22 protein-coding genes and 1 riboswitch are annotated in these 21,307 nt (G+C 72.0%); of the genes, 13 read left to right on the top strand and 9 right to left on the bottom strand.

Annotation, left to right across the window (positions count from 1 at the left end; translation table 11 throughout):
- Positions 1 to 110 precede the first annotated feature (110 nt).
- Genes ACFY04_RS35020 through ACFY04_RS35010 form a run of 3 tightly spaced genes read left to right on the top strand, consistent with a single transcriptional unit; the run spans position 111 to position 3,001 of the window.
- Entirely contained in the window at positions 111 to 1,820 is a 1,710-nt protein-coding gene (locus ACFY04_RS35020) for a hypothetical protein (protein ID WP_389123275.1), read from the top strand.
- Entirely contained in the window at positions 1,817 to 2,191 is a 375-nt protein-coding gene (locus ACFY04_RS35015; protein WP_389123272.1) for a hypothetical protein, read from the top strand. The genes ACFY04_RS35020 and ACFY04_RS35015 overlap by 4 nt, the downstream gene beginning before the upstream one ends.
- 3 nt (positions 2,192 to 2,194) lie before the next feature.
- Positions 2,195 to 3,001, top strand: a complete 807-nt coding sequence (locus ACFY04_RS35010; protein WP_389123270.1) for a hypothetical protein — start codon at positions 2,195 to 2,197, stop codon at positions 2,999 to 3,001.
- 6 nt (positions 3,002 to 3,007) lie between these two features.
- Here ACFY04_RS35010 and ACFY04_RS35005 read toward each other — a convergent pair whose 3' ends face one another.
- Positions 3,008 to 3,499, bottom strand: a complete 492-nt coding sequence (locus tag ACFY04_RS35005; protein WP_389123267.1) for a carboxymuconolactone decarboxylase family protein — start codon at positions 3,497 to 3,499, stop codon at positions 3,008 to 3,010.
- Between the two features lie 47 nt (positions 3,500 to 3,546).
- Here ACFY04_RS35005 and ACFY04_RS35000 point away from each other — a divergent pair, with 47 nt between their 5' ends.
- Entirely contained in the window at positions 3,547 to 4,947 is a 1,401-nt protein-coding gene (locus ACFY04_RS35000; RefSeq protein ID WP_389123265.1) for a PLP-dependent aminotransferase family protein, read from the top strand.
- A 169-nt stretch (positions 4,948 to 5,116) separates the two neighbouring features.
- Here ACFY04_RS35000 and ACFY04_RS34995 read toward each other — a convergent pair whose 3' ends face one another.
- Positions 5,117 to 5,962 carry a hypothetical protein gene (locus ACFY04_RS34995; protein ID WP_389123263.1) on the bottom strand — a complete coding sequence of 282 codons (846 nt, stop codon included), beginning with the start codon at positions 5,960 to 5,962 and terminating at the stop codon, positions 5,117 to 5,119.
- A gap of 104 nt (positions 5,963 to 6,066) precedes the next feature.
- On the opposite strand from ACFY04_RS34995, the gene ACFY04_RS34990 reads away from it, so the two are divergent.
- Both ACFY04_RS34990 and ACFY04_RS34985 read left to right on the top strand, forming a co-directional pair.
- Positions 6,067 to 6,369 (top strand): hypothetical protein, encoded by a 303-nt coding sequence (locus ACFY04_RS34990; RefSeq protein WP_389123260.1) that lies wholly within the window; start codon positions 6,067 to 6,069, stop codon positions 6,367 to 6,369.
- An 8-nt stretch (positions 6,370 to 6,377) separates the two neighbouring features.
- Complete coding sequence (locus ACFY04_RS34985) at positions 6,378 to 7,580, top strand: glutathionylspermidine synthase family protein (protein ID WP_389123257.1); 1,203 nt, start codon at positions 6,378 to 6,380, stop codon at positions 7,578 to 7,580.
- Between the two features lie 15 nt (positions 7,581 to 7,595).
- Here the strand turns inward: ACFY04_RS34985 and rocD are convergent, their stop codons facing one another.
- A complete protein-coding gene (rocD, locus tag ACFY04_RS34980; protein WP_389123254.1) occupies positions 7,596 to 8,801 on the bottom strand; it encodes an ornithine--oxo-acid transaminase in 1,206 nt (401 codons plus the stop codon).
- Between the two features lie 131 nt (positions 8,802 to 8,932).
- Positions 8,933 to 9,023, top strand: a riboswitch (ZMP/ZTP riboswitch).
- Between the two features lie 34 nt (positions 9,024 to 9,057).
- On the opposite strand from rocD, the gene glyA reads away from it, so the two are divergent.
- The 4 genes from glyA to ACFY04_RS34960 all read left to right on the top strand — a co-directional run bounded on the left by glyA (position 9,058) and on the right by ACFY04_RS34960 (position 13,480).
- Positions 9,058 to 10,326: a serine hydroxymethyltransferase gene (gene glyA / locus ACFY04_RS34975; protein ID WP_389123251.1), complete on the top strand. Its 1,269-nt coding sequence runs from the start codon at positions 9,058 to 9,060 to the stop codon at positions 10,324 to 10,326.
- Positions 10,327 to 10,637: 311 nt separating this feature from the next.
- Positions 10,638 to 11,651, top strand: a complete 1,014-nt coding sequence (gene trpS / locus ACFY04_RS34970; protein WP_389123249.1) for a tryptophan--tRNA ligase — start codon at positions 10,638 to 10,640, stop codon at positions 11,649 to 11,651.
- Positions 11,652 to 11,748: 97 nt separating this feature from the next.
- The gene (locus ACFY04_RS34965; protein ID WP_389123246.1) at positions 11,749 to 12,372 is read left to right on the top strand and encodes a 2'-5' RNA ligase family protein; all 624 of its coding nucleotides are present in this window, start codon (positions 11,749 to 11,751) and stop codon (positions 12,370 to 12,372) included.
- Between the two features lie 202 nt (positions 12,373 to 12,574).
- Complete coding sequence (locus ACFY04_RS34960; protein WP_389123243.1) at positions 12,575 to 13,480, top strand: YihY/virulence factor BrkB family protein; 906 nt, start codon at positions 12,575 to 12,577, stop codon at positions 13,478 to 13,480.
- A 68-nt stretch (positions 13,481 to 13,548) separates the two neighbouring features.
- On the opposite strand, the gene ACFY04_RS34955 is transcribed toward ACFY04_RS34960, so the two are convergent.
- From ACFY04_RS34955 to ACFY04_RS34945, 3 genes are all read right to left on the bottom strand, one after another.
- Positions 13,549 to 13,977 (bottom strand): hypothetical protein, encoded by a 429-nt coding sequence (locus ACFY04_RS34955; protein ID WP_389123242.1) that lies wholly within the window; start codon positions 13,975 to 13,977, stop codon positions 13,549 to 13,551.
- 60 nt (positions 13,978 to 14,037) lie between these two features.
- Positions 14,038 to 14,934, bottom strand: coding sequence for a hypothetical protein (locus ACFY04_RS34950; protein ID WP_389123240.1), 897 nt, complete (start codon positions 14,932 to 14,934; stop codon positions 14,038 to 14,040).
- A gap of 128 nt (positions 14,935 to 15,062) precedes the next feature.
- Complete coding sequence (locus ACFY04_RS34945) at positions 15,063 to 16,487, bottom strand: D-alanyl-D-alanine carboxypeptidase (protein WP_389123239.1); 1,425 nt, start codon at positions 16,485 to 16,487, stop codon at positions 15,063 to 15,065.
- On the opposite strand from ACFY04_RS34945, the gene ACFY04_RS34940 reads away from it, so the two are divergent.
- The 3 genes from ACFY04_RS34940 (at position 16,426) to ACFY04_RS34930 (ending at position 19,669) form a co-directional block, all read left to right on the top strand.
- Complete coding sequence (locus ACFY04_RS34940; protein WP_389123237.1) at positions 16,426 to 16,737, top strand: SCO4848 family membrane protein; 312 nt, start codon at positions 16,426 to 16,428, stop codon at positions 16,735 to 16,737. The two genes, ACFY04_RS34945 and ACFY04_RS34940, sit on opposite strands and share 62 nt — an antisense overlap.
- The gene (locus ACFY04_RS34935) at positions 16,734 to 17,990 is read left to right on the top strand and encodes a metallophosphoesterase (RefSeq protein WP_389123235.1); all 1,257 of its coding nucleotides are present in this window, start codon (positions 16,734 to 16,736) and stop codon (positions 17,988 to 17,990) included. Before ACFY04_RS34940 ends, ACFY04_RS34935 begins: the two co-directional genes overlap by 4 nt.
- 122 nt (positions 17,991 to 18,112) lie before the next feature.
- Positions 18,113 to 19,669 (top strand): ABC transporter substrate-binding protein, encoded by a 1,557-nt coding sequence (locus ACFY04_RS34930; RefSeq protein WP_389123233.1) that lies wholly within the window; start codon positions 18,113 to 18,115, stop codon positions 19,667 to 19,669.
- 18 nt (positions 19,670 to 19,687) lie between these two features.
- Here ACFY04_RS34930 and ACFY04_RS34925 read toward each other — a convergent pair whose 3' ends face one another.
- From ACFY04_RS34925 to ACFY04_RS34915, 3 genes are read right to left on the bottom strand one after another with little or no spacing between them, the layout of a single operon-like run.
- Positions 19,688 to 20,434, bottom strand: a complete 747-nt coding sequence (locus ACFY04_RS34925) for a TetR/AcrR family transcriptional regulator (protein ID WP_389123231.1) — start codon at positions 20,432 to 20,434, stop codon at positions 19,688 to 19,690.
- An 11-nt stretch (positions 20,435 to 20,445) separates the two neighbouring features.
- Complete coding sequence (locus ACFY04_RS34920) at positions 20,446 to 20,853, bottom strand: thiol-disulfide oxidoreductase DCC family protein (protein ID WP_389123229.1); 408 nt, start codon at positions 20,851 to 20,853, stop codon at positions 20,446 to 20,448.
- 24 nt (positions 20,854 to 20,877) lie between these two features.
- Positions 20,878 to 21,282, bottom strand: a complete 405-nt coding sequence (locus ACFY04_RS34915; protein ID WP_389123227.1) for a hypothetical protein — start codon at positions 21,280 to 21,282, stop codon at positions 20,878 to 20,880.
- Positions 21,283 to 21,307: the final 25 nt, after the last annotated feature.

Raw genomic sequence — 21,307 nt, 5'->3', positions numbered from 1 at the left:
CTTCCAAAAGGCCCCGGCGCATTGCGCCGGGGCCTTTTGGCGCGATCGCGCCTGTCGCGGTGCTGATGATCGCCTTATCGTTTCCCTCCGCACACCGAAAGGGGGATTCGGTGACAAGCACCGCGGACGACAGAACTCCTGTGCACCCTTCGCTCAGCGAAGCCGGCCGGCTGCTGTGCGCCGGCAGCTATCTCGACGCCGCGTACCGCGACCGGGTGATCCAGGAGCTCTATGTCCACGAGGAGCGCTTCGTGGCGCCCTCCTACGGCTTCGACGCCGCCCGCGTCCTCGCCCACGCGCTCCAGGCCCGCCGCGCCGAAGCGGCCTGGGCCTTCGCCGTCCTGGCGGTGTGGGGCCTGGGACTGCTGCTGGCCCAGCCCCTCCTGCTCTTCCTGCTCATCCCGGCCGCCTTCCTGAGCGGCGCCGGGCGGATCGCGCGACGCCGGGCGGCGACGGCGCGCGGCAGCCGTTTCCTCGAACTCCTCCTGCGCGGCTGCGGCTACGTGCTGCTCATCGGCGTCGGCCTGGGCGTGCTGCAGGGCGCACTTGAGGGCCGGACGAACGTCGGAGGGGCCGACGACTCGCTCCTGATCTACGAGGAGATCCTGCGCGGGATCGAGCGGGAGCCGTTCACCGTCATCTTCGGGCTGCCCAAACTCGGCTACGCGATCGCAGGCGAATACGCCTGGACCGCCCTGATCGTCTTCGCCCTGCTGACCCTGGTCGTCGGCCTCCAGCGGGGCCACTTCGCCCGCGTCATCAGTACCTCGCTCAGCCGGACGCGGTACGCCGACCCGAACGCCGACCCCGCCTCCGGAAGCCGGTTCGCCAGGACCCGCGACCGGATCCTGCGGACCCAGCACAGCCGCCTGGTCATCTACAACGTCGACGACCCGTTCTGCGGCGCCGGCGCGGCCTACCGCCCCTGGCACCTGTCGGTCGAGCTGCGCCCCCGCACGGACGGGGCCCCGCCCGAACCGCTGGACAACGAGCGGATCGTGGCCCGGATCCGGCCGCGGCTGGAGGCCCTGCGCGTCCCGTCGCCGCACGGCTCGCCGGAGGCCGAGCAGGCCGTACTGGACCGGCTGCGGGAACTGGTCGTCGACGAGTGCGTGTTCCTGCCGGCCTCCGGGCTGCCCGCGGCGCACGAGCCGGACCTCTCGGACCGGGCCTTCGCCGCGCACCGGGCCGGGGCCGTGGAGGAAGGCGGGGAGCGCCGCCGCCACTTCCTGCGGGTCCGGGTCGGCGGCTGGGACGAGAACCTCGTCATCACCGTCTTCGTACGCGTCCACACCCAGGGCGGGATGCTGATGCTGGAGGTGGCGCCGCACGTGCTGCTGCCCGTACGGCCCCAGTTCCAGGAGGCCGACGACGTGGCCCGGCGCCACCTGCGGAACAACCCCTTCGCCAAGACGGTCTGGGCACTGAGGCACGCCCCGCGCTCGCTCTCCAAGGCGCTCACCACCCTGTCGGGCGGCAGCCGCGGCCCGTGGCAGATCGCCACGGAGGGCCACGGCGGCGCGCTCCCGGCCGGCCCGGCCGTGTCCGTACGCGAGCTGGCGGCGCAGGAGGACGCCTCGCTGTTCCAGCTGATGGACCTGGACCGGTACCTGAAGACCATCCAGGACCGGATCGTCGGCGGCGTGACCCTGGCCCTGCACGAAGCGGGCTGGCACACGGAGGAGTTCGCGCAGCGCGCGGTCACCGTGGCGGAGGGCGGGGTGTACATCCAGTCGGTGAGCCACAGCGCGTTCAGCGTGGGCGGCAGCGGACACCACAATCAGACGAGCCACCACACAGGCAGGGGAGACCGGCAGTGACGCAAGACGGGGGAAGCGGCGAGGTGCGGATCAACCGCATCGAAGGCAGCACCTTCAGCATCGGCGGTACCCACATCACCAACACCACCGTCCACCACGACGGTACGGGGGCGGGCGCCCCGGGCGCGGCGGAACTGCTGGAGGCCGTACGGGAGCTGCGCATCGCCCTCGTCCACCTGCCCCGCAGTGCCGACCGGTCGGCGCTCGACGCCGAACTGGACGAGGCCGCCGGCGAGCTGGAGGAGGCCGGGGAGATCCGGCCCGGTCTGCCCGCCCGGCTGCGGGGCGCGCTCCAGCGCTGGGCCCCGGTGGTGGACTCGGTGAACGCGGCCGCCGCCCTCGGCGGGCTGCTCGCCGCGCTGGGGAGCTGACCGGTGGCCACGGGCGGCGGTGCCCACTGGAACCCGCAGTCGCAGCGCTGGGAGTGGGCGGAGCAGCCGCCTCCGCCCCCGCCCTCCTACCCGCCCCCGACCCCGCCCCCGTACCCGCCCCGCCCACAAGGGGGCGGCCAGGGCGGCCCGGGCCGGGAGCGGTCGTGGAAGGTCCCGCTGCTGGTGGCCGTCGGGGCCGCGGTGGTGGGCGGCTGCGCCGTGGCGGGATGGTTCGTACTGGGCGGCGAGGAGTCGAAGGCACCCGCCGCAGCCCCGTCGGCTTCGGGTACGCCGGCCCCGCCGTCCGGTACGCGTCCGAACGCGGCCCCGACCGCGGCCTCCCCCTCCCCGTCCTCCGCGTCGCCCTCGGTCCCGCCGCCGTACACGGTGGTCCGCGACGACGGCGGCTTCTCGGTCGCCGTCCCCACGGGCTGGGAGCGCAGCCACGACGAGACCGGCAGCGGCTCCTTCTACCGGCGGCCCGGGGACCGCAGCGCGCTGGTTCAGATCTTCCGCGTCACCGAGCCGGACAGTGTCGGAGCGTGCGAGCTGCTGCGGATCTCCTCGCAGGCCCTCGGAGACCGGCCCGGCTACGAGGAGGTCTCCGTCGATCCGGCGCCCGGCGGGGCCTGCGAGCTGGTGTACGAGTACGACAACCAGGAGTCGCACGGACGCCGCCGCGCGATCGAGCGGATCACCGTCGCCCCGGACGGCAGGCGGTGGGCGCTGCTGGCAGCCGGGCCGGCCGCCGACGGTACGGCGGTGAGCGCGAACCTGACGGCGGCCGTGGAGTCGTTCAGGCCGGAATGACCGGTCCTACTTGTACATGCCCGGCGTGTAGTGGCCCGGCACCATGCGGGTGGTGACGCCGATGCGGTTCCAGACGTTGATCGTCGCGATGACGGCGATCAGCTGGGCGAGCTCGCGCTCCTCGAACTGCTTGGCGGCCTTCTCGTAGACCTCGTCGGGCACGAAGCCGTCCGTCAGGACGGTGACGGCCTCGGCGAACTCGATCGCGGCGAGCTCCTTCTCGGTGTAGAAGTGCCGCGACTCCTCCCAGGCGCCCAGCTGGACGATGCGCTCGACGCTCTCACCGGCGGCGATCGCATCCTTGGTGTGCATGTCGAGGCAGAAGGCGCAGTGGTTGATCTGGGAGGCCCGGATCTTGACGAGCTCGACCAGGGAGGGGTCCAGACCCTTCTTGGAGGCGATCTCCAGGGCGAGGACGGCCTTGTAGACCTCGGGGGCGAGCTTCGCCATGTGCATGCGCGGGGTGTGCTCGGGGGCGTGTTCGTGTGTGGTCGTCATGTGATCCACCGTAGGACGCAGGCGGCCCACCGATATGGTCCATATCCATGACGGAATCGTGGGCCACTTTCGGCGCCGACCTGCACCTGCACCTGGACCTCGCCGCCGGACGTGGCCTGCGGGCCGGGCTCACCGAGGCCCTGCGCGAGGCCGCGCGCAGCGGGCGGCTGGCGGCCGGGACCCGGCTGCCGTCGTCCCGCACCCTCGCCGCCGACCTGGGCATCGCCCGGAACACGGTCGCCGAGGCGTACGCCGAGCTCGTCGCCGAGGGCTGGCTGACGGCCCGCCAGGGCTCCGGCACCCGCGTCGCCGAACGGGCCCGTCCGCGCCGGCCCGCGGCCACCGCCCCCGTACGGCGCCCCGCGCGCAAGGGGCCCGCGTACAGCCTGATCCCCGGCTCCCCGGACCTGGGCGCCTTCCCGCGCGCGGCCTGGCTGTCGGCGGCCCGGCGGGCGCTGACCGGCGCGCCGAACGAGGCCTTCGGGTACGCGGCCGACCCGCGCGGCCGCATCGAGCTGCGGCAGGCGCTGGCCGGATACCTGGCGCGGGCGCGCGGGGTGTACGCGGACCCCGAACGGATCGTGCTGTGCGCGGGCTTCCTGCACGGGCTGGCGCTGCTGGCGGGCGTACTGCGGGCGCGGCGGGTGCGGGAGGTGGCGGTGGAGGGCTACGGCCTGGACTTCCACCGGGACCTGCTGGCGCGGGCCGGGCTGCGGACGCGCCCGCTGGGCGTGGACGGGGAGGGGGCCCGGACGGGGGAACTGACCGCGGCGGCGGGCGCGGTGCTGCTGACCCCGGCGCACCAGTTCCCGACGGGCGTGGCCCTGACCCCGGCCCGGCGGGCCGCCGCGGTCGACTGGGCCCGGACCACGGGCGGTCTGATCCTGGAGGACGACTACGACGGGGAGTTCCGCTACGACCGCCAGCCGGTCGGCGCGCTGCAGGGCCTGGACCCGGACCGGGTGGTGTACCTCGGGACGGCCAGCAAGTCACTGGCACCCGGGCTGCGGATGGGCTGGATGGTGGTCCCGCCGGGGCTGCTGGAGGAGGTGCTGGCCGCCGGGCGGTCCACGGAGTGGGCGTGCGGCGCGCTGGACCAGCTGACGCTGGCGGAGTTCCTCACCTCCGGGGCGTACGACCGGCACGTGCGCGGGATGCGGCTGCGGTACCGGCGGCGCCGGGACGAGCTGGTGGCGGCGGTGGGCGACCGGGTGGGCGTGTCGGGGATCGCGGCGGGGCTGCACGCGGTGCTGGACCTCCCGGCGGGGTGGGAGCGGTCGGTGCTGCAGTCGGCGGCGTGGCAGGACCTGGCCCTGCACGGGCTGGGGCGGTTCCGGCATCCGGAGTCCGGGCTGCCGGGGCGCGACGCGCTGGTCGTCGGCTACGGGACCCCGTCGGACAGCGCGTGGTCCCCGACCCTGGCGGCCCTGTCGGCGGCCCTCCCGTGACCTGCGGCGCCGTTGCCGGGGGCGCTGCCCCCGGACCCCCGCGCCTCAAGCGCCGGCGGGGCTGGAAAATCCAGCCCCGCCGGCGCTTGAGGCGCGGGGTCTGGGGCGAAGCCCCAGCAGCAGCGGGGGCGGCGGGGCGGCCGGGAGGCAGGCGGCGGCCCGGCCCTGCTCAGCAGGCGGGGCTGGATTCGGGTGGGGCGGGGGGTTCGCCGAAGCGGGCCAGGGCCAGGGAGCCCGCCACCGCCACCGCGAAGCCCGTCACCGCCAGCCAGGCCAGGCCCTCGCGGGTGCTGTCGCCGAGCCAGGCCACGCCCACCACCGCCGGGCCGATCGTCTCGCCGAGGACCATGCCCGCCGTCGCCACCGTCACCGAGCCGCGCGCCAGGGCCGAGGTGAGGAGCAGGAAGGCCGCGGCGCCGCCCAGCAGGAGGGCGTACAGGGCCGGGTTGCGCAGGTCCCAGGGGGAGTCGATGAGCCGGACCGAGACCTCCACCACCCCGAAGCCCGTCCCCGCCGCGAGGCCGAGGACCAGCGCCCGCGGCCCGTCCGGGAGCCGGCCCGCGACCACGCCGACCAGCAGCACCAGCCCGGCCACCACCAGCAGCCCCACTTCCAGCGCCGTCGACCCGGTCCCCGTGCCCTCCTCCCCGGCGGAGAGCCCGAGCATCAGCAGCCCCGCGCACACCACCGCCACCGCGCCCCACTCGGTCCGGGACAACCGCACCCGCAGCAGCCGCGCCGCCACCACCGCCGTCACCGCCAGGCTGGCCGCCAGCGCCGCCCCCACCGCGTAGATCGGGACGTGCCGCAGGGCGATGATCTGGAGCACGAAGCCGGCTCCGTCGAGGCCCAGACCCGCCAGGTACCGCCACTGCCGCACGGCCCGCAGGAACAGCGCCGTGTCCACTCCGGACCCGGTACCGGGCTCCGCCGCCCGCGCCGCGACCGCCTGCAGAACCGAAGCCGTACCGAAGCAGACCGCCGCACCGAGCGCGCAAATCATCCCAATCAGCACGAACTGACTCTAGGTCACGGATCTCACAGCGGCCGGATTCCATCGGCCGGTGGCCCCGCTCTACTCTGTCGGCAGCACGCGAGGCCCCAGGGGGAGCAGTAGACATGGACATCAGCAGCACCAATCAGCGCCGCATGCGCTCCGGCGCCGTCGCCCTCGGAGGCATGGGCCTGCTCGCGGCCACCCTCGTGGCCTGCGGCAGCAGCGACGAACCGGACAAGCGGTGTGCCTCCCGTTCGACGCTCAACCAGCTGAACAACAAGGAGTGCAAGACCGGCGGCACCGGCGCCTACTACTACGGCGGCTACGTCAGCTCCGGCAAGGTCGCCGGCGGCAGCTTCGACAAGTCCGCCGTCACCCGCGGCGGCATCGGCGGCCACTCCAGCTCCGGCTCCAGCGGCGGCTGACCGAGACCATGCAGCGGCACACCATCGAGCCCCGTCCCGACTGGCAGAAGACCGTCGAGGAGCAGGGTCTGATCTATCCCCTGACCCGCTACCCCGACGACTCCCTGCGCCCCTACTGGGACGAGAGCGCGTACTACTCCTTCTCGCTCCCCGAGGTCGAGGCCCTGGAGAACGTCGTCGAGGAGCTGCACGCCATGTGCCTGGCCGCGGCCGCGCACATCGTCGAGCAGGACCGCTTCGCCGACCTCGGCATCACCGACCCGAAACTGGCCGCGCTGATCGCCGAGTCCTGGCGGCGGCGCGCCGAACAGCCCTCCCTCTACGGCCGTTTCGACCTGCGCTACGACGGCAGCGGCAGCCCGGCCAAGATGCTGGAGTACAACGCGGACACCCCCACCTCCCTCGTGGAGGCGGCCAGCCCCCAGTGGTTCTGGATGGAGGAACGCTTCCCCGGCGCCGACCAGTGGAACTCCCTCCACGAGCGCCTCGTCGACGCCTGGCGGCGCCAGGCCGAGCTGCTCCCGCCCGGCCCGCTGCACTTCGCGCACTCCGAGACCGACGAGCTCGGCGAGGACCTGATGACGGTCGCCTACCTCCAGGAGACCGCCGAGCAGGCCGGCCTGGACACGCACGCGCTCTCCGTCGAGCAGATCGGCTGGGACAGCCTGTCCGGCCGGTTCGTGGACGAGAAGCTCCGCTTCATCCGCTCCTGCTTCAAGCTCTACCCGTGGGAGTGGCTGGCCACGGACGAGTTCGGCCCGCAGGTCCTCGGCACGTACGACCACGGCGGCGGCTCCGGCTCCACCTGCTGGATCGAGCCGCTGTGGAAGATGCTGCTGTCCAACAAGGCGCTGCTCGCGATCCTGTGGGAGCTCTTCCCGGAGCACCCCAACCTGCTGCCCGCCTACCTCGACGGCCCGCGCGAGCTCGCCGGGCCCGGGTCCGCCGGCTACGTGGCCAAACCCCTCCTCGGCCGTGAGGGCGCGGGGGTCACCCTGCACGAGGCGGGCGACGGCGGCGAGCCCTTCGTACCGGAGGAGGGGGAGCGGTACTGCTTCCAGGGCCTGGCCCCGCTGCCCGACTTCGACGGCAACCGGGTGGTGCTCGGCGCATGGGTCGTCGAGGACGAGGCGGCGGGGCTCGGCATCCGCGAATCGGCGGGGCCGGTCACGGACGAGTACGCCCGCTTCCTGCCCCACGTCATCCTCTGACCGAACCGGGAAGTCCTACACGCCCAGCACCGACCGGAGCTGGTCCAGGCCCCAGTCCAGGTCCTCCTTGCTGATCACCAGCGGCGGGGCGATCCGGATCGTCGACCCGTGGGTGTCCTTCACCAGCACCCCGAGCTCCATCAGCTTCTCGGAGATCTCCCGGCCCGTGCCCCGTGACGGGTCGACGTCGACGCCCGCCCACAGCCCGCGGCCGCGTACGGCGGTCACCGCGCCCCCGCCGACCAGCAGGTTCAGCTCCCGGTGCAGGTGCTCGCCCAGCTCGGTGGCACGGCCCTGGAACTCGCCGGTCCGGAGCATCGCGATCACCTCCAGCGCGACGGCGCACGCGAGCGGGTTCCCGCCGAAGGTGGACCCGTGCTGCCCGGGCCGGAACACCCCGAGCACGTCCCGGTCGGCGACCACGGCCGACACCGGCACCACGCCGCCGCCGAGCGCCTTGCCGAGGATGTACACGTCCGGGACGACCCCCTCGTGCTCGCACGCGAAGGTCCGGCCGGTCCGTCCCAGCCCCGACTGGATCTCGTCCGCCATGAAGAGGACGTTCCGCTCGCGGGTCAGTTCCCGTACGCCGGTCAGGTACCCGGCGGGCGGCACCAGCACCCCCGCCTCGCCCTGGATCGGCTCCAGCAGCACGGCCACCGTGTTCTCGGTGACGGCGTGGGCCAGGGCGGTGAGGTCCCCGTACGGAACGATCTCGAAGCCCGGCGTGTACGGGCCGAAGTGGTCGCGGGCGTCGTGGTCCGTGGAGAAGGAGACGATGGTCGTGGTCCGCCCGTGGAAGTTGTCCGCGGCGACCACGATCTTGGCGTGCCCGTCCGGGACGCCCTTGACCTCGTAGCCCCACTTGCGGGCGGTCTTCACCGCCGTCTCCACGGCCTCCGCCCCCGTGTTCATGGGCAGCACCATCTCCTTGCCGCACAGCGCGGCGAGCTCGGTACAGAAATCGGCGAAGCGGTCGTGGTGGAAGGCGCGCGAGGTGAGCGTGACCCGTTCCAGCTGGGCACGGGCGGCGTCGATCAGACGGCGGTTGCCGTGCCCGAAGTTGAGGGCCGAGTACCCGGCGAGCATGTCGAGGTATCTGCGGCCCTCGACATCGGTCATCCACGCGCCTTCCGCGGACGCGACGACCAGGGGCAGCGGATGGTAGTTGTGCGCGCTGTGCGCGTCTGCGGAGCGGATGGCATCAGCAGTTGTCGACACGGGGTCTCCGATCGTCCGTCCGGCGGGGTGAAGCGCCGGGTGAAGCGGTGACGAGGGTGGCGTCACCTTCTTATCGTCGCTCGTATCCCGGACGCAGAAACCTCTCTCCCGGCGCGCCCGCTAAGGTGTCCGGTACGCACGGCGACTGGCGTACGGAGAACCAACTCCGGGGGAGTCGTGCGCGCTCGACCGCATACAGGGCCGCTCGCCTGGGCCTCGCGGGGTACCGATCACATCGACCCCGGAGGAGCCCGCCATGTCCGCGAGCCGCCATCCCGCCCTTTTCGCCACCGACCCCGAGCTGGCGTCCTTCGTCGCGGCGGAGGAAGTACTGCAGGCACAGACCCTGCGCCTGATCCCCAGTGAGAACTACGTGTCCGCGGCCGTCCTCGAAGCCTCCGGCACCGTGCTGCAGAACAAGTACAGCGAGGGCTATCCCGGCCGCCGCTACTACGAGGGCCAGCAGAACATCGACCGGGTCGAGGCGCTGGCGGTCGAGCGGGCCAAGGGCCTGTTCGGCGTGGACCACGCCAATGTGCAGCCGTACTCCGGCTCGCCCGCCAACCTGGCCGTGTACCTGGCCTTCGCCAAGCCGGGTGACACGGTGATGGGCATGGCCCTGCCGATGGGCGGGCACCTGACGCACGGCTGGGGCGTCTCGGCGACCGGCTCCTGGTTCCGGGGCGTGCAGTACGGCGTCCGGGCCGACACCGGGCTCATCGACTACGACGCGGTGCGCGAGCTGGCCCTCGCCGAGCGGCCCAAGCTGATCTTCTGCGGCGGTACCGCCCTGCCGAGGACCATCGACTTCGCCGCCTTCGCGGAGATCGCGCGGGAGGCGGGCTCGGTCCTGGTCGCCGACGTCGCCCACATCGCGGGCCTGATCGCGGGCGGCGCGCACCCGTCCCCGGCGGACCACGTCGACGTCATCTCCACCACCACGCACAAGACCCTGCGCGGCCCGCGGGGCGCGATGCTGATGTGCCGGGAGGAGCACGCGAAGGCCATCGACAAGGCGGTCTTCCCGGGCCTGCAGGGCGGCCCGCACAACCAGACGACGGCCGGTATCGCGGTGGCGCTGCACGAGGCCGCGCAGCCGTCCTTCGTCTCGTACGCCCACGCGGTCGTCGCCAATGCCAAGGCGCTGGCCGCGGCGCTGCTGCAGAAGGGCTTCGACCTGGTCTCGGGCGGTACCGACAACCACCTGATCCTGATCGACCTGACGGGCAAGGACGTGCCGGGCAAGATCGCGGCCAAGGCCCTGGACCGGGCGGGCATGGTCGTGAACTACAACACGGTGCCGTTCGACCCGCGCAAGCCGTTCGATCCCTCGGGGGTGCGGATCGGTACGCCGTCGCTGACGTCCCGCGGGCTGTCCACGGAGCACATGCCGGTGGTGGCGGACTGGATCTCGCGCGCGGTGGACGCGGCCGCGAAGGGGGACGAGCAGGCGCTCGGCGCGATCCGCGCGGAGGTCACGGACCTGATGGCCGCCTTCCCGGCCCCGGGGCTGCCGCTCGCCTGACCTGCGGCACCGCTGCTGGGGCTCCGCCCCAGGCCCCGCGCCTCAAGCGCTGGCGGGGCTGAAAGATCGCCTCAAGCGCTGGCGGGGCTGAAAGATCGCCTCAAGCGTCGGCGGGGCTGGAAAATCCAGCCCCGCCGGCGCTTGAGCGGGGGCACGCCCGGGGACTGAAACCGGTCGCTCGGCCGGGGCGGGCTCCGGACGATCCGCTACCGCCGGGTACCCCGGCGCGGTGCGGGCGGACCCGGCGCGACCCGGAGGGATCCGGCCGCCGGCGGGCACGGGCCCGCCCCCGCACCTGAGAGAATGAAGCCATGGCTTCTGATCGTCCTCGCGCGCTCTCCGGCATCCAGCCCACCTCCGGTTCGTTCCACCTCGGGAACTACCTCGGAGCCATCCGCCAGTACGTCGCCCTGCAGGAGACGCACGACGCCTTCTACATGGTGGTCGACCTGCACGCGATCACCATGCCGCAGGATCCGAAGGATCTGCGCGCGAACACCCGCCTCTCCGCCGCCCAGCTGCTGGCCGCCGGCCTGGACCCCGAGCGCTGCACGCTCTTCGTCCAGAGCCACGTGCCCGAGCACGCTCAGCTCGGCTGGGTCATGAACTGCATCACCGGCTTCGGCGAGGCCAGCCGGATGACCCAGTTCAAGGACAAGTCCGCCAAGGGCGGCGTCAACAGCGCCAGCGTCGGCCTGTTCACGTATCCGATCCTGCAGGTCGCCGACATCCTGCTGTACCAGGCGAACGCGGTCCCCGTCGGCGAGGACCAGCGCCAGCACATCGAGCTGACCCGCGACCTGGCGGAGCGCTTCAACCAGCGCTACGGCCGGACCTTCACCCTCCCCGCCGCGCACATCGTCAAGGAGGTCGCGAAGATCTACGACCTCCAGGACCCGGCGATCAAGATGTCGAAGTCCGCGTCGTCCCCCAAGGGCCTGATCAACCTCCTCGACGAGCCCAAGGTCACCGAGAAGAAGATCAAGAGCGCGGTCACCGACACCGAGGCCGAGATCCGCTTCGACTCCGAGAAGAAGCCCGGCGTCAGCAACCTGCTCACGATCTACTCCACCCTCACGGGCGAGACGATCGCCGAGCTGGAGGCCAGGTACGAGGGCAAGGGCTACGGAGCGCTGAAGACCGACCTGGCCGGCGTGATGGTCGATTTCGTCACACCGTTCAAGAAGCGGACCCAGGAATACCTGGACGACCCGGAGACGCTGGACTCCCTCCTGGCCAAGGGCGCGGAGAAGGCCCGCACGGTCGCCGCCGAGACGCTCGCGCAGGCCTACGACCGCCTCGGTCTGCTGCCCGCCAAGCACTGACGAACGCAACTACGGACAGAGAGCCCTGGCACGAATGGGGGTGCTGCCGCCACACTGGGGCGGCAGCAGTCCACAGCGACAAGCGGAGGAGAGATACGTGGGGACCGTAACGCTCGGCGTTTCGATCGCGGTCCCGGAGCCGTACGGCAGCCAGCTCCAGGAGCTGCGCGCGGGCTTCGGGGACGCCGCCGCGCACGGCATCCCCACGCACGTCACCCTCGTCCCGCCCACCGAGGTGGAAGCGGAGCGGCTCCCCGCGATCAGGGCCCACCTGGTCGAGGTCGCGGCCGCCTTCCGGGCCTTCCGGATGCGGCTGGCCGGCACGGGAACCTTCCGCCCCCTCTCACCGGTCGTCTTCGTCAAGATCGCCGAAGGGGCGGCGGGCTGCACCCGCCTCCAGAGCGAGGTCCGCGACCCCCAGGGGCCGCTCGACCGGGACCTGGCGTTCCCGTACCACCCGCACGTCACGATCGCCCACGGGATCTCCGAGGAGGCGATGGACCTGGCGTTCACGACCCTCGCCGAGTACGCCGCCGAGTGGGTCTGCGACGGCTTCGCCCTCTACGAGCAGGGCTCGGACGGGGTCTGGCGCAAGCTGCGCGAGTACCCGTTCGGGAGCGGGCCGAACTGCGTCCCGGCGCAGGCGGGCTCACCCGCCGACCAGGCCGCCGAGGCGGCAGGCACCGCCGGGGCCGCCGGGGCGGCCGTACCGCCGTCCTGACGGGGCGGGCGCGGGGCCAGGGGCAGGCGCAGGGTCAGCGGGAGCCGGGCGATGCGCCGGGCACGGAATCTCAGCCTTCGCAGGACCAGGGTGTGGAACGGGCGACCCGTAGGGCGCGTTTCGGGAAAAGTCACAATCGACGACCGTAGCCGCCAGAAGCGACAATCCCGGCCATTTCCGACGGCTGAATTACGGTGACCCCATGGACTGGCTGACGAAACTCCCGGTGATCGGGCCGCTCGCGTCCCGTCTGATGCGGACGCACGCGTGGCGTTCGTACCAACGCCTGGACCGCGTGCACTGGACCCGCCTCGCCGCCGCCATCACCTTCATCAGCTTCCTCGCGCTCTTCCCGCTGATCACCGTGGCGGCCGCGGTCGGCGCGGCGCTGCTCAGCCCGGAGCAGCTGGACCGGCTGGAGAAGAACCTCTCCGAACAGGTCCCGGGCATCTCCGACCAGCTCAACATCGAGGGCCTCGTCGACAACGCCGGCACGGTCGGTCTCGTCGCCGGCGCCCTCCTGCTCCTGACCGGCGTCAGCTGGGTGGGCTCGATGCGGGACTGCCTGCGCGCGGTGTGGGAGAAGGACGACGAGGACGACGGGAACCCCTTCGCCCGCAAGGGCAAGGACGGGCTCGTCCTGCTCGGCCTCGGCGGGGTGGGCCTGGCCTCCGCGGCGGCCTCCATCCTCGGATCCAGCGCGGTCGGGAAGACCGCCGAATGGCTGGACATCCCGCGCGAGGGCGCGGGCGGCGCGCTGCTGCGCTCCTTCGCCTTCCTCGTCGGCGTCGTGGCCGCCTTCCTGCTGCTGCTCTACGTCCTGACCCTGCTCCCGGGCGTCGAACCGCCGCGCGGCCGCCTGATCCAGGCGGCCCTCATCGGCGCGGCCGGCTTCGAGCTGCTGAAACTGCTGCTCAGCGGCTATATGCGGGAGGTGGCCGCGAAGAGCATGTACGGGGCCTTCGGTGTGCCGATCGCCCTGCTGCTCTGGATCAACTTCACGGCGAAGCTGCTGCTGTTCGTCGCGTCCTGGACGGCCACGCGCGACGACGCGGACGGCGACGGCGCGGAAGACCCTCCGGCCGCCGGGGCGACGCGGACGGCATAGGCGAAACGCGCCAGTGGCGCACCGGTGTGGGGCCCGGTGCGCCACTGGAGTACTGCCGGCGGGACGCTCTACCAGGTGCCGTTGCCGCAGCCGTACACCCACCGGTGCGAGGCGGCGTTGTCGTGGACCGCCTTCCACTGACCGCTGGCGTCGCCGTTGCGGGTCCAGTTGAACGACTGCGCGTTGTTGCGCAGGTTCCATTCGGTGCCGTAGCCGATACAGGCGTAGGCGCCGGTGTTGTTCTCGTTGTAGTAGATGTTGACGTGGTCGCGGCCGCCGGCGCTGCCGCTGTTGCGGACCCAGTCGACCTTGTTCTTGACCTGGTAGGGCCAGTCGTTGGAGTTGCCGGCGTTCTGGTAGAGGTAGTTGTAATCGTCCGAGTAGGCACAGAAGTTCGTGTAACCGCAGCCGCCGTCGGCCTGCGCGACGGTCGGAACGGCCACCACCGCCGTACCGGCGACCGCGAGCCCCGCGAGGAGCGTCCTGAGCTTGTTCATCGGGTTTTCCCTCCCAATTGCTGCCGTACGTGGTTCACCGCCGGTCGGCGGTACGCGATGTCAGCTCCCGGCGTGCCGGGCGACCACATCGCGAGCTGTGGGCAGGGCCGCCACCTGCATCCGCCGCATGGCGTCGAAGGCGGCCCCGTTCTCGGCGCGGATCATGTCCGAAAAGCGCCGGTGCAGGTCCTGCGCGGTAGCGGCGAGGCCGGTCGAGCGGGCGCACTCGGCCTGGGCAGTGGCGATCGGTACGTCCTGCGCCTCGGCGGCCGGCCCGGTCCGTGCCAGTTGTTCGTCGCGCTGCCGGACCGGGTGCACCGCCGGGAAACCGCGCCGGCCGACGCACTCGCTCCACCCGGCCAGCGCCGTCCGGAAGGCGGGGTCCTGGCTGACCCGGCCGGTGCGCACCGCGCCGAGCTGCTTCACGGTCTCGCTGGAGCCGTACCAGAGGCGCACGTCCCCGTAGAGCTGCCGCCACGACGTGGTGATGCAGCCCCGGTCGCTGTGGCTCAGCGTGCCGCCGCCCGGGTTCTCGACCGCCAGCCCCTTCGAGTCGGGTCCCATGAGGGCGACCCCCAGGGCCTCCAGCCGCTCCGCGGAGAGCCCGCTCTGGTACCGGCCGCGCGGGCCCGACGCCGCCTCCTCGTCCAGCTGCCGCTCGATGCGGCGCCCGAACCCGTGGCGGCGGGCCCAGTCCACGTCGTCCACGCCGTACGGGAAGTCCCGCCAGTCCGGGTGCGGCACGCGCGGGACCGGCCAGTACGAGAATCCCTGCGCCCGCATGCAGTCCTGTACGAGCAGCTCTCCCGCCGTGTGGAGCAGGTCCAGCTCGGCGGTCTCCAGTGAGCGCGCCGGGGTCCGCTGCCCGGCGCCGTCCGCCGGGAGAGCGGTCCAGGCCGCCACGGCGAGCAGCGCGCCGCAGGCCACCACGACGACGGCCGACCATCTCCTCCGCATGGGAGGACCCCCTTCCCGACGGCGTCATACCGACGGAAGCGAGCAAACCCTGCCGAAGTCCTGGGGTGAACCTGTGAGTTGATAGGTGGTGCAGGTCCGGTAACCGGGCTAGCGCGACTCCGGCGGTTTCAGATCAGCTCCTCGCCCCGGCTCCGGCGTCCCCGGGGCCGGCGGCGGTTGACCACGAAGGCGCCGCCCGCCAGGACGGCCAGCACGCCGCCCGCGACGGCCAGCGCGGTGCCCGCACCGCCGCCCGAGTCCTTGCCGGCCGCCGACGGGTCGTTCTCGTGCGACTGGGCCGGGGAGCCGTGCGAGGAGGTGTCCGCGCTCTTCGGCGGCACCAGCTCACCCACCGGCTTGACCTTCCCGGCCGCCGCGAAACCCCAGTCGAGGAGCGCGGCGGTCTGCTCGTACACCTGGTTCGCCCCGCCCCCGTCCGGGTTCATCACCGTGACCAGCAGCTTCCGGGAACCCTGCTGGGCGGCGCCGGTGAAGGTGGCCCCGGCCATCGAGGTGTTGCCGTTCTTCACCCCGGCCATCCCCTTGTACGGGGCGATCCCGGCCGTGCCCGTCAACAGCCGGTTGGTGTTCGCGATCTCGAAGTACTCGCGCGGCTTCCCGGGCTCCTGTAGCCCGGGGAACTTCGCGGTCACCGTGCCGCAGTACTCCCTGAAGTCCTGCTTCTGCAGTCCGGAGCGGGCGAACAGCGTGAGGTCGTACGCGCTCGACACCTGCCCCGGAGCGTCGTACCCGTCCGGGGACACCACATGGGTGTCCAGTGCCTGGAGCTCCTCGGCGTGCGCCTGCATGTCCTTGACGGTCTTGTCGATGCCGCCGTTCATGGCCGAGAGCACGTGCACGGCGTCGTTGCCGGACTTGAGGAACACGCCGAGCCACAGGTCGTGGACCGAGTATTCGAGGTGCTCCTTGACCCCGACCATGCTGCTGCCCGGGCCCACGCCCTCCATGTCCTTGTCGGTGACCAGGTGGATCTGGTCCTTGGGCAGGCTCGGCAGCACGGTGTCCGCGAAGAGCATCTTCATGGTCGAGGCCGGGGGCAGCTGCCAGTGCGCGTTGTGCGCGGCCAGCACCTCGCCGGACTCGGCGTCCGCCACGATCCACGACCGCCCGGTGAGGTTCGCCGGCAGCGCGGGCGCGCCCGGCAGCAGGTTCACCTGGGTCCCCGGCTGGCCGAGCAGCGATCCGCCGACGGTGGACATCGAGACGGGCGGTGCCGGTGCGGGGGCCTTGCCCGGCTGGCCCTTCGCGTCGGCCGGCGGGGTCGGCGCGGCGTGTGCCGGGGCCACCAGCAGGGTGGGGACCAGCAATGCGGCGGAAAGGACCGTCAGCGCGGTCGTCTTGGCAGACACGCAGGTGAAAGTACCTCCCGATGAGCTGGAGAGCGCAGCGGACCGGCCATTTCGAGGCAACCAACCCCGGGACAGCCCACCCCGGCGCGTCCGTCCTGGGGACGAATCCGATACTGAAGGCATGAGACTCAGCCGTACCGCCTCCTGGTTCCTGCTCGCGTTCGGAGTGTGGAGCTGGTTCATCTGGGTGTCTTTCGTCCGGAACCTGTGGAAGAACGGCAGTGGCCTTGCCTTCGATGCGGCGGGCGATCCCACGTCCTACTTCTGGGTGCACCTGACGCTCGCGGTGACGTCCTTCCTCCTGGGGACGGCGGTCGGTCTGCTCGGGTTGCGCAGCGTCCTCGCCCTGCGGCGTGAATCACGCACGGACCGTGCGGACGGCACGGGCAGCACGGACCGTGCCGACCGTCCGGACGCGGGAACCTCGGCATGACGGTCCTGGTCTTGGCACTCGTCGCCCTGGCGGTCTGCGCCCTGCTGGTCCTGGTCCACCGCTGGCTCTGGATCCGCCTGGTCCGCGACACCACCGCCCCCGGCGGCCGGACCCGGCGCATCGGCACGGCCTTGGCCATCGCCCTGCCCCTCCTCTCTGTGGCCGCGCTCACCACGGGCCGCGCGGGCGCCCCCTTCTGGCTCCAGCAGACGGTGGCCTGGCCCGGGTACCTCTGGCTCGCGGTACTCCTGTACCTGACCCTGACGATGCTGGTCGCGGAGCCGATCCGCGCGCTGTTGCTCCGCCGTCTGGCCCACCGCGATTCCGCCGGACCGGTGGCCGGCCGGCCCGCGCCCGTGGAGGTGCCCGCCGCGGCGGCACCCGCGCCCGCTCCGGCCACCGCGGAGCGGCCCGCCGCGGGCGACGGGCTGAGCCGCCGCCGGTTCGTCGCCCGCACGGTCGGCGGGACGGCCGCCGCCGTGGCCCTCGGCACGGTCGGGGCCGGGACCTACGGGGTCCTGCGCGGCCCGAGCGTGAAGCGGGTGCGGGTCCCCCTCGCGAAACTGCCGCGCGCGGCACACGGTTTCCGGATCGCCGTCGTCAGCGACGTCCACCTCGGCCCGGTGCTCGGCCGCGCCCACACCCAGCGCATCGTCGACACCGTCAACCGCACCCAGCCCGACCTCATCGCCATCGTCGGCGACCTCGTCGACGGCAGCGTCCCCGACCTCGGGTCCGCCGCGGAGCCCCTGCGCCGGCTCGCCGCCCGCCACGGCTCGTACTTCGTCACCGGGAACCACGAGTACTTCTCGGGCGCCCAGCAGTGGATCGACCACGTCCGCGAGCTGGGGCTGAACCCGCTGGAGAACGCCCGCCACGAGCTGCCGTACTTCGACCTCGCCGGGGTCAACGACATCCAGGGGGAGCGGGAGGGCAAGGGCCCCGACTTCGGCGCGGCCCTCGGTGACCGGGACCGCACGCGGGCCGCCGTACTCCTCGCGCACCAGCCCGTCGTCATCCACGACGCCGTCCGCCACGGTGTCGACCTCCAGCTCTCCGGCCACACCCACGGCGGCCAGCTCTGGCCCGGCAACTACCTCGCGGAGCTCGCCAACCCCACCGTCGCCGGTCTGGAGCGCTACGGAGACACCCAGCTCTACGTGTCCCGCGGGGCCGGAGCATGGGGGCCGCCGGTCCGGGTGGGAGCGCCGTCCGACATCACGGTCGTCGAACTCGCCTCATTTCAGGCCTGATCCGCCTCAAACCTCGAAGCACCCTCGTCAACTCGCCTTCCGGTGGCTGATATTCCGTGATGGGATGACCGTTAATCGGACAGCGCATCGCTGTCATCGGGACATGGGGTGGGGTTCAGGGGATGCGGTCTGTCCGCTCGAAGGTAATCGCGGCCGGGCTGGTCCTCGGCGTGATCGGCGTGGGGGCCTGGCAGTTGCTGCCGGAGGACGGAAGCGGCCGCGGCGCCGTCCGGGTCGGGACGAGTGACGTCGTCTCCTCCCTCGACCCCGCCGGGGCGTACGACGCCGGTTCCTGGGCCCTGTTCAGCAACATCTACCAGTCGCTGCTGACCATCAAGCCCGGCTCCGACGCCCCCGTGCCGGACGCCGCCGCCTCCTGCGGCTTCGTGGGCCAGAAGCTCACCACCTACCAGTGCGAGCTCCGCCCCGACGTGAAGTTCCCGGGCGGGCGCACCATCACCGCCGAGGACGTCAAGCACTCCTTCGACCGCATCAAGTCGATCAACTCCGACCAGGGTCCGGCTCCCCTCTTCAACACCCTGGAGTCGGTCAAGGCGGAGGGGCGCACGGTGACCTTCAACCTCTCCGCCGGTGACTCCACCTTCCCCTTCAAGATCGCGACGGGCGCCGCCTCGATCGTCGACAAGGACAAGTACCCGGCGAAGGCCCTGCGCGAGGACGGCAAGGCGGACGGCTCCGGCCCGTACACGCTGGGCGGCTACAAGGCCGGCACGAGTGTCGAGCTCAAGCCCAACAGCTCGTACAAGGGCCAGGGCAAGCCGGCCCGCACGCCTGTCACCATCAAGTACTTCAAGGACTCCGAGCAGCTCGACCAGGCCTGGAAGGGCCACCAGATCGACGTCGCCCACCGGGACATGCCGCCCGCCGTGCTCGCCGGCCTCAACCCGGGCATGAAGGACACCCGCTACCAGGCGTCCGGCGGCAGCGAGATCCGCTCCGTCGTCTTCAACGCCCGCCCCGGCTCCACCGCGGCCCCGCTCGCCGTCCGCCAGGCCGTGGCCGCCGTCCTCGACCGCTCCAAGGTGGCAGCCGAGGTCCACAAGGGGACCGTCACCCCGCTGTACTCCCTGGTCCCGGCGGGCATCGCCGGCCACAGCACGCCGTTCTTCGACGCCTACCCGGCCCCGAACGTGGCCACCGCCAAGAAGCTCTTCAAGGACGCCGGGATCACCTCCGCCGTCCACCTCAACCTCGGTGTGAACGTACGCGGCGCGAACATGCCCGAGGCCGAGGAGATCAAGCGGCAGCTGGAGTCCACGAGCCTCTTCCAGGTGACGGTCAAGCCGGTCGAGAAGTGGAGCGACTTCCAGAAGGGGTACGCGGCGGGCGAGTTCGACGCCTACACCATCGGCTGGATCGCGGACTTCCCGGACGCGGACAACTTCCTCGCCCCGCTCGTCGGCACCGACTCGTCCATGAACAACGGCTTCTCCGACAAGCACGTCGACGAGCTGATCGCCCGTACCCAGTCCCACGCGGAGCGGAGCGAGGCGGCGGCCGAGTTCCGCGACCTCCAGAAACTGGTCGCCCAGCAGGCCCCGATGGTGCCGATCTGGCAGAAGAAGGACTACGTGATGTCCCGCGAGGACGTCACCGGAGCCCAGTACCTGTCCGACGGCACCGGCGTCTGGCGCCTGTGGGAACTCGACTGGCTGTAGCCGCCCGGTTCCCGGCGGCTACGCGGGGTCCGTCTCCGGGTCCGGGTCCGGGTCCGAGGCCCTGCGCCGGGCCCCCGCCCTGGCCGTCTGGGCCATGCCCGGCAGGAAGTCCGCGAACAGCTCGTGCACTTCCCGCACCAGCGGCCGCAGCACCCGGAAGCGGGCCAGCACGATGCCCCGCGTCGTCAGCTGCGCGCCGCGCTCGGCGAGCCGCCGCGTCTTCTCGCTGTTCGGCGAGCGGTCGAAGACCCAGTACAGGACCAGGCCCATCTGCGAGAGCCACATCAGCTCCGGCAGTACGTCTTCCAGTTCGGCAGGGACCTTCGTCTTCGCGCCCGCCAGCACCTCGCGGTGGATGTCGATCGCGGCCTTGCGCGCCGGTTCCGATTCCGGCGAGAACGGGCTGAGCGGACTCTCGGGGTCGGCCGCGTTCTTGAAGAACTGCGAGGCGAACTCGTGGTACGGGGCGGCGATGTCCATCCAGCTCGTCAGCACGCCCGCGAGCCGCTTCTGCAGATCGGTCTCGCTGTCCAGGATGGGCCGGACCGCCGCCTGGTGGGCGGCGCCGATCCGGTCGTAGAACCCCTGGACCAGGTGTTCCTTCGACTCGAAGTAGTAGTAGGCGTTGCCGACCGAGACGCCGGCCTCCTTCGCGATACCCCGCATCGTCGTCTTGTCGAAGCCGCGCTCCTGGAAGAGGCGGAGCGCGGTTTCGAGGATGAGCGTGCGGGTCTGCTCGCTCTTGGGAGCCTTCTGATCAGTCACGGTGTATGAGCCTATCGGGGGACGGGGCACTGGTCGTCACAGGCCGGTCCCTCGGCGCCCTCGGGGTGACCCTCGGTACGCACGGCCTGCCGCCAGGCGGAGGCCGTGTACATGGCCGCCCGGGCGAAGGGCCGGCCGGCCGGGGTGGCCAGCCAGTTCGCCTTCGGCCGGTGCTCGACCAGCGCCCACAGGCACACGATGAAGGCATCGGTGCCGGTCCACACCTGCCCCGAGTCCCCGATGACGGTGATCTCCCGCAGCGTCGACGCGTGGTCGAGGCGGGGGAACCGCCGATGCGCCTCCCACGAAGCGGCGGGGACCAGGGCGAGCGGGACCAGCCACCGCTGCGCGAGCAGCCAGTGCCGGATGTGCACGCAGAGCGGGCAGCCGGCGTCGTAGAGGACAGTCAGGTTCCGCACGTGCGCGGCGGCGGCCGTCACGACTCAGGCCCCGACCGGTGCGGTCCACGCCTGCGGGGGGACGGGCGGAGTCTGCTGGCGCTCCATGATCCCGCGGCGGCGCATCTTGTTCAGCACCCACACGTTGCCGAGGTGCATGACGCCGAGGACCAGCAGGACGACGCCGAGCTTGACCGAGAGCGCCTCGAAGAGGGCGCGGGGGGTCTGGATCTCCTCGCTCGACCGGAGGTAGAGGGTCACGAAGCCGATGTTCACGAGGTAGAAGCCGACCACGAGGAGCTGGTTGACGGCGTCCGCGAGCTTCTCGTTCCCGTGCAGGACGTCACCGATGAAGACGCGGCCGTTACGGCTGAGCGTGCGGGCCACCCAGACGGTGAGGGCGATGCTGATGAGCAGGTAGATGACGTACGTGACTACGGTGAGGTCCATGGTCCCCAGTCCCTTTGAACGTGTT

The organism is Streptomyces sp. NPDC001549, from assembly GCF_042894025.1.
GTDB classification, from domain to species: Bacteria; Actinomycetota; Actinomycetes; order Streptomycetales; family Streptomycetaceae; genus Streptomyces; species Streptomyces kutzneri.
This window is presented reverse-complemented; position numbering and strand designations above follow the sequence as displayed.

Bases quoted from the DNA above. Each gene is read 5' to 3' on its own strand.
- trpS (WP_389123249.1), top strand. From the start codon at position 10,638: ATGGCTTCTGATCGTCCTCGCGCGCTCTCCGGCATCCAGCCCACCTCC.
- ACFY04_RS34950 (WP_389123240.1), bottom strand. From the start codon at position 14,934: ATGCGGAGGAGATGGTCGGCCGTCGTCGTGGTGGCCTGCGGCGCGCTG.
- ACFY04_RS34955 (WP_389123242.1), bottom strand. From the start codon at position 13,977: ATGAACAAGCTCAGGACGCTCCTCGCGGGGCTCGCGGTCGCCGGTACG.
- ACFY04_RS34985 (WP_389123257.1), top strand. From the start codon at position 6,378: ATGCAGCGGCACACCATCGAGCCCCGTCCCGACTGGCAGAAGACCGTC.
- ACFY04_RS34915 (WP_389123227.1), bottom strand. From the start codon at position 21,282: ATGGACCTCACCGTAGTCACGTACGTCATCTACCTGCTCATCAGCATC.
- ACFY04_RS35000 (WP_389123265.1), top strand. From the start codon at position 3,547: ATGACGGAATCGTGGGCCACTTTCGGCGCCGACCTGCACCTGCACCTG.
- ACFY04_RS35005 (WP_389123267.1), bottom strand. From the start codon at position 3,499: ATGACGACCACACACGAACACGCCCCCGAGCACACCCCGCGCATGCAC.
- ACFY04_RS34960 (WP_389123243.1), top strand. From the start codon at position 12,575: ATGGACTGGCTGACGAAACTCCCGGTGATCGGGCCGCTCGCGTCCCGT.
- ACFY04_RS34935 (WP_389123235.1), top strand. From the start codon at position 16,734: ATGACGGTCCTGGTCTTGGCACTCGTCGCCCTGGCGGTCTGCGCCCTG.
- ACFY04_RS34945 (WP_389123239.1), bottom strand. From the start codon at position 16,487: ATGAACCAGCTCCACACTCCGAACGCGAGCAGGAACCAGGAGGCGGTA.
- ACFY04_RS34990 (WP_389123260.1), top strand. From the start codon at position 6,067: ATGGACATCAGCAGCACCAATCAGCGCCGCATGCGCTCCGGCGCCGTC.
- glyA (WP_389123251.1), top strand. From the start codon at position 9,058: ATGTCCGCGAGCCGCCATCCCGCCCTTTTCGCCACCGACCCCGAGCTG.
- ACFY04_RS34930 (WP_389123233.1), top strand. From the start codon at position 18,113: ATGCGGTCTGTCCGCTCGAAGGTAATCGCGGCCGGGCTGGTCCTCGGC.
- ACFY04_RS34940 (WP_389123237.1), top strand. From the start codon at position 16,426: ATGAGACTCAGCCGTACCGCCTCCTGGTTCCTGCTCGCGTTCGGAGTG.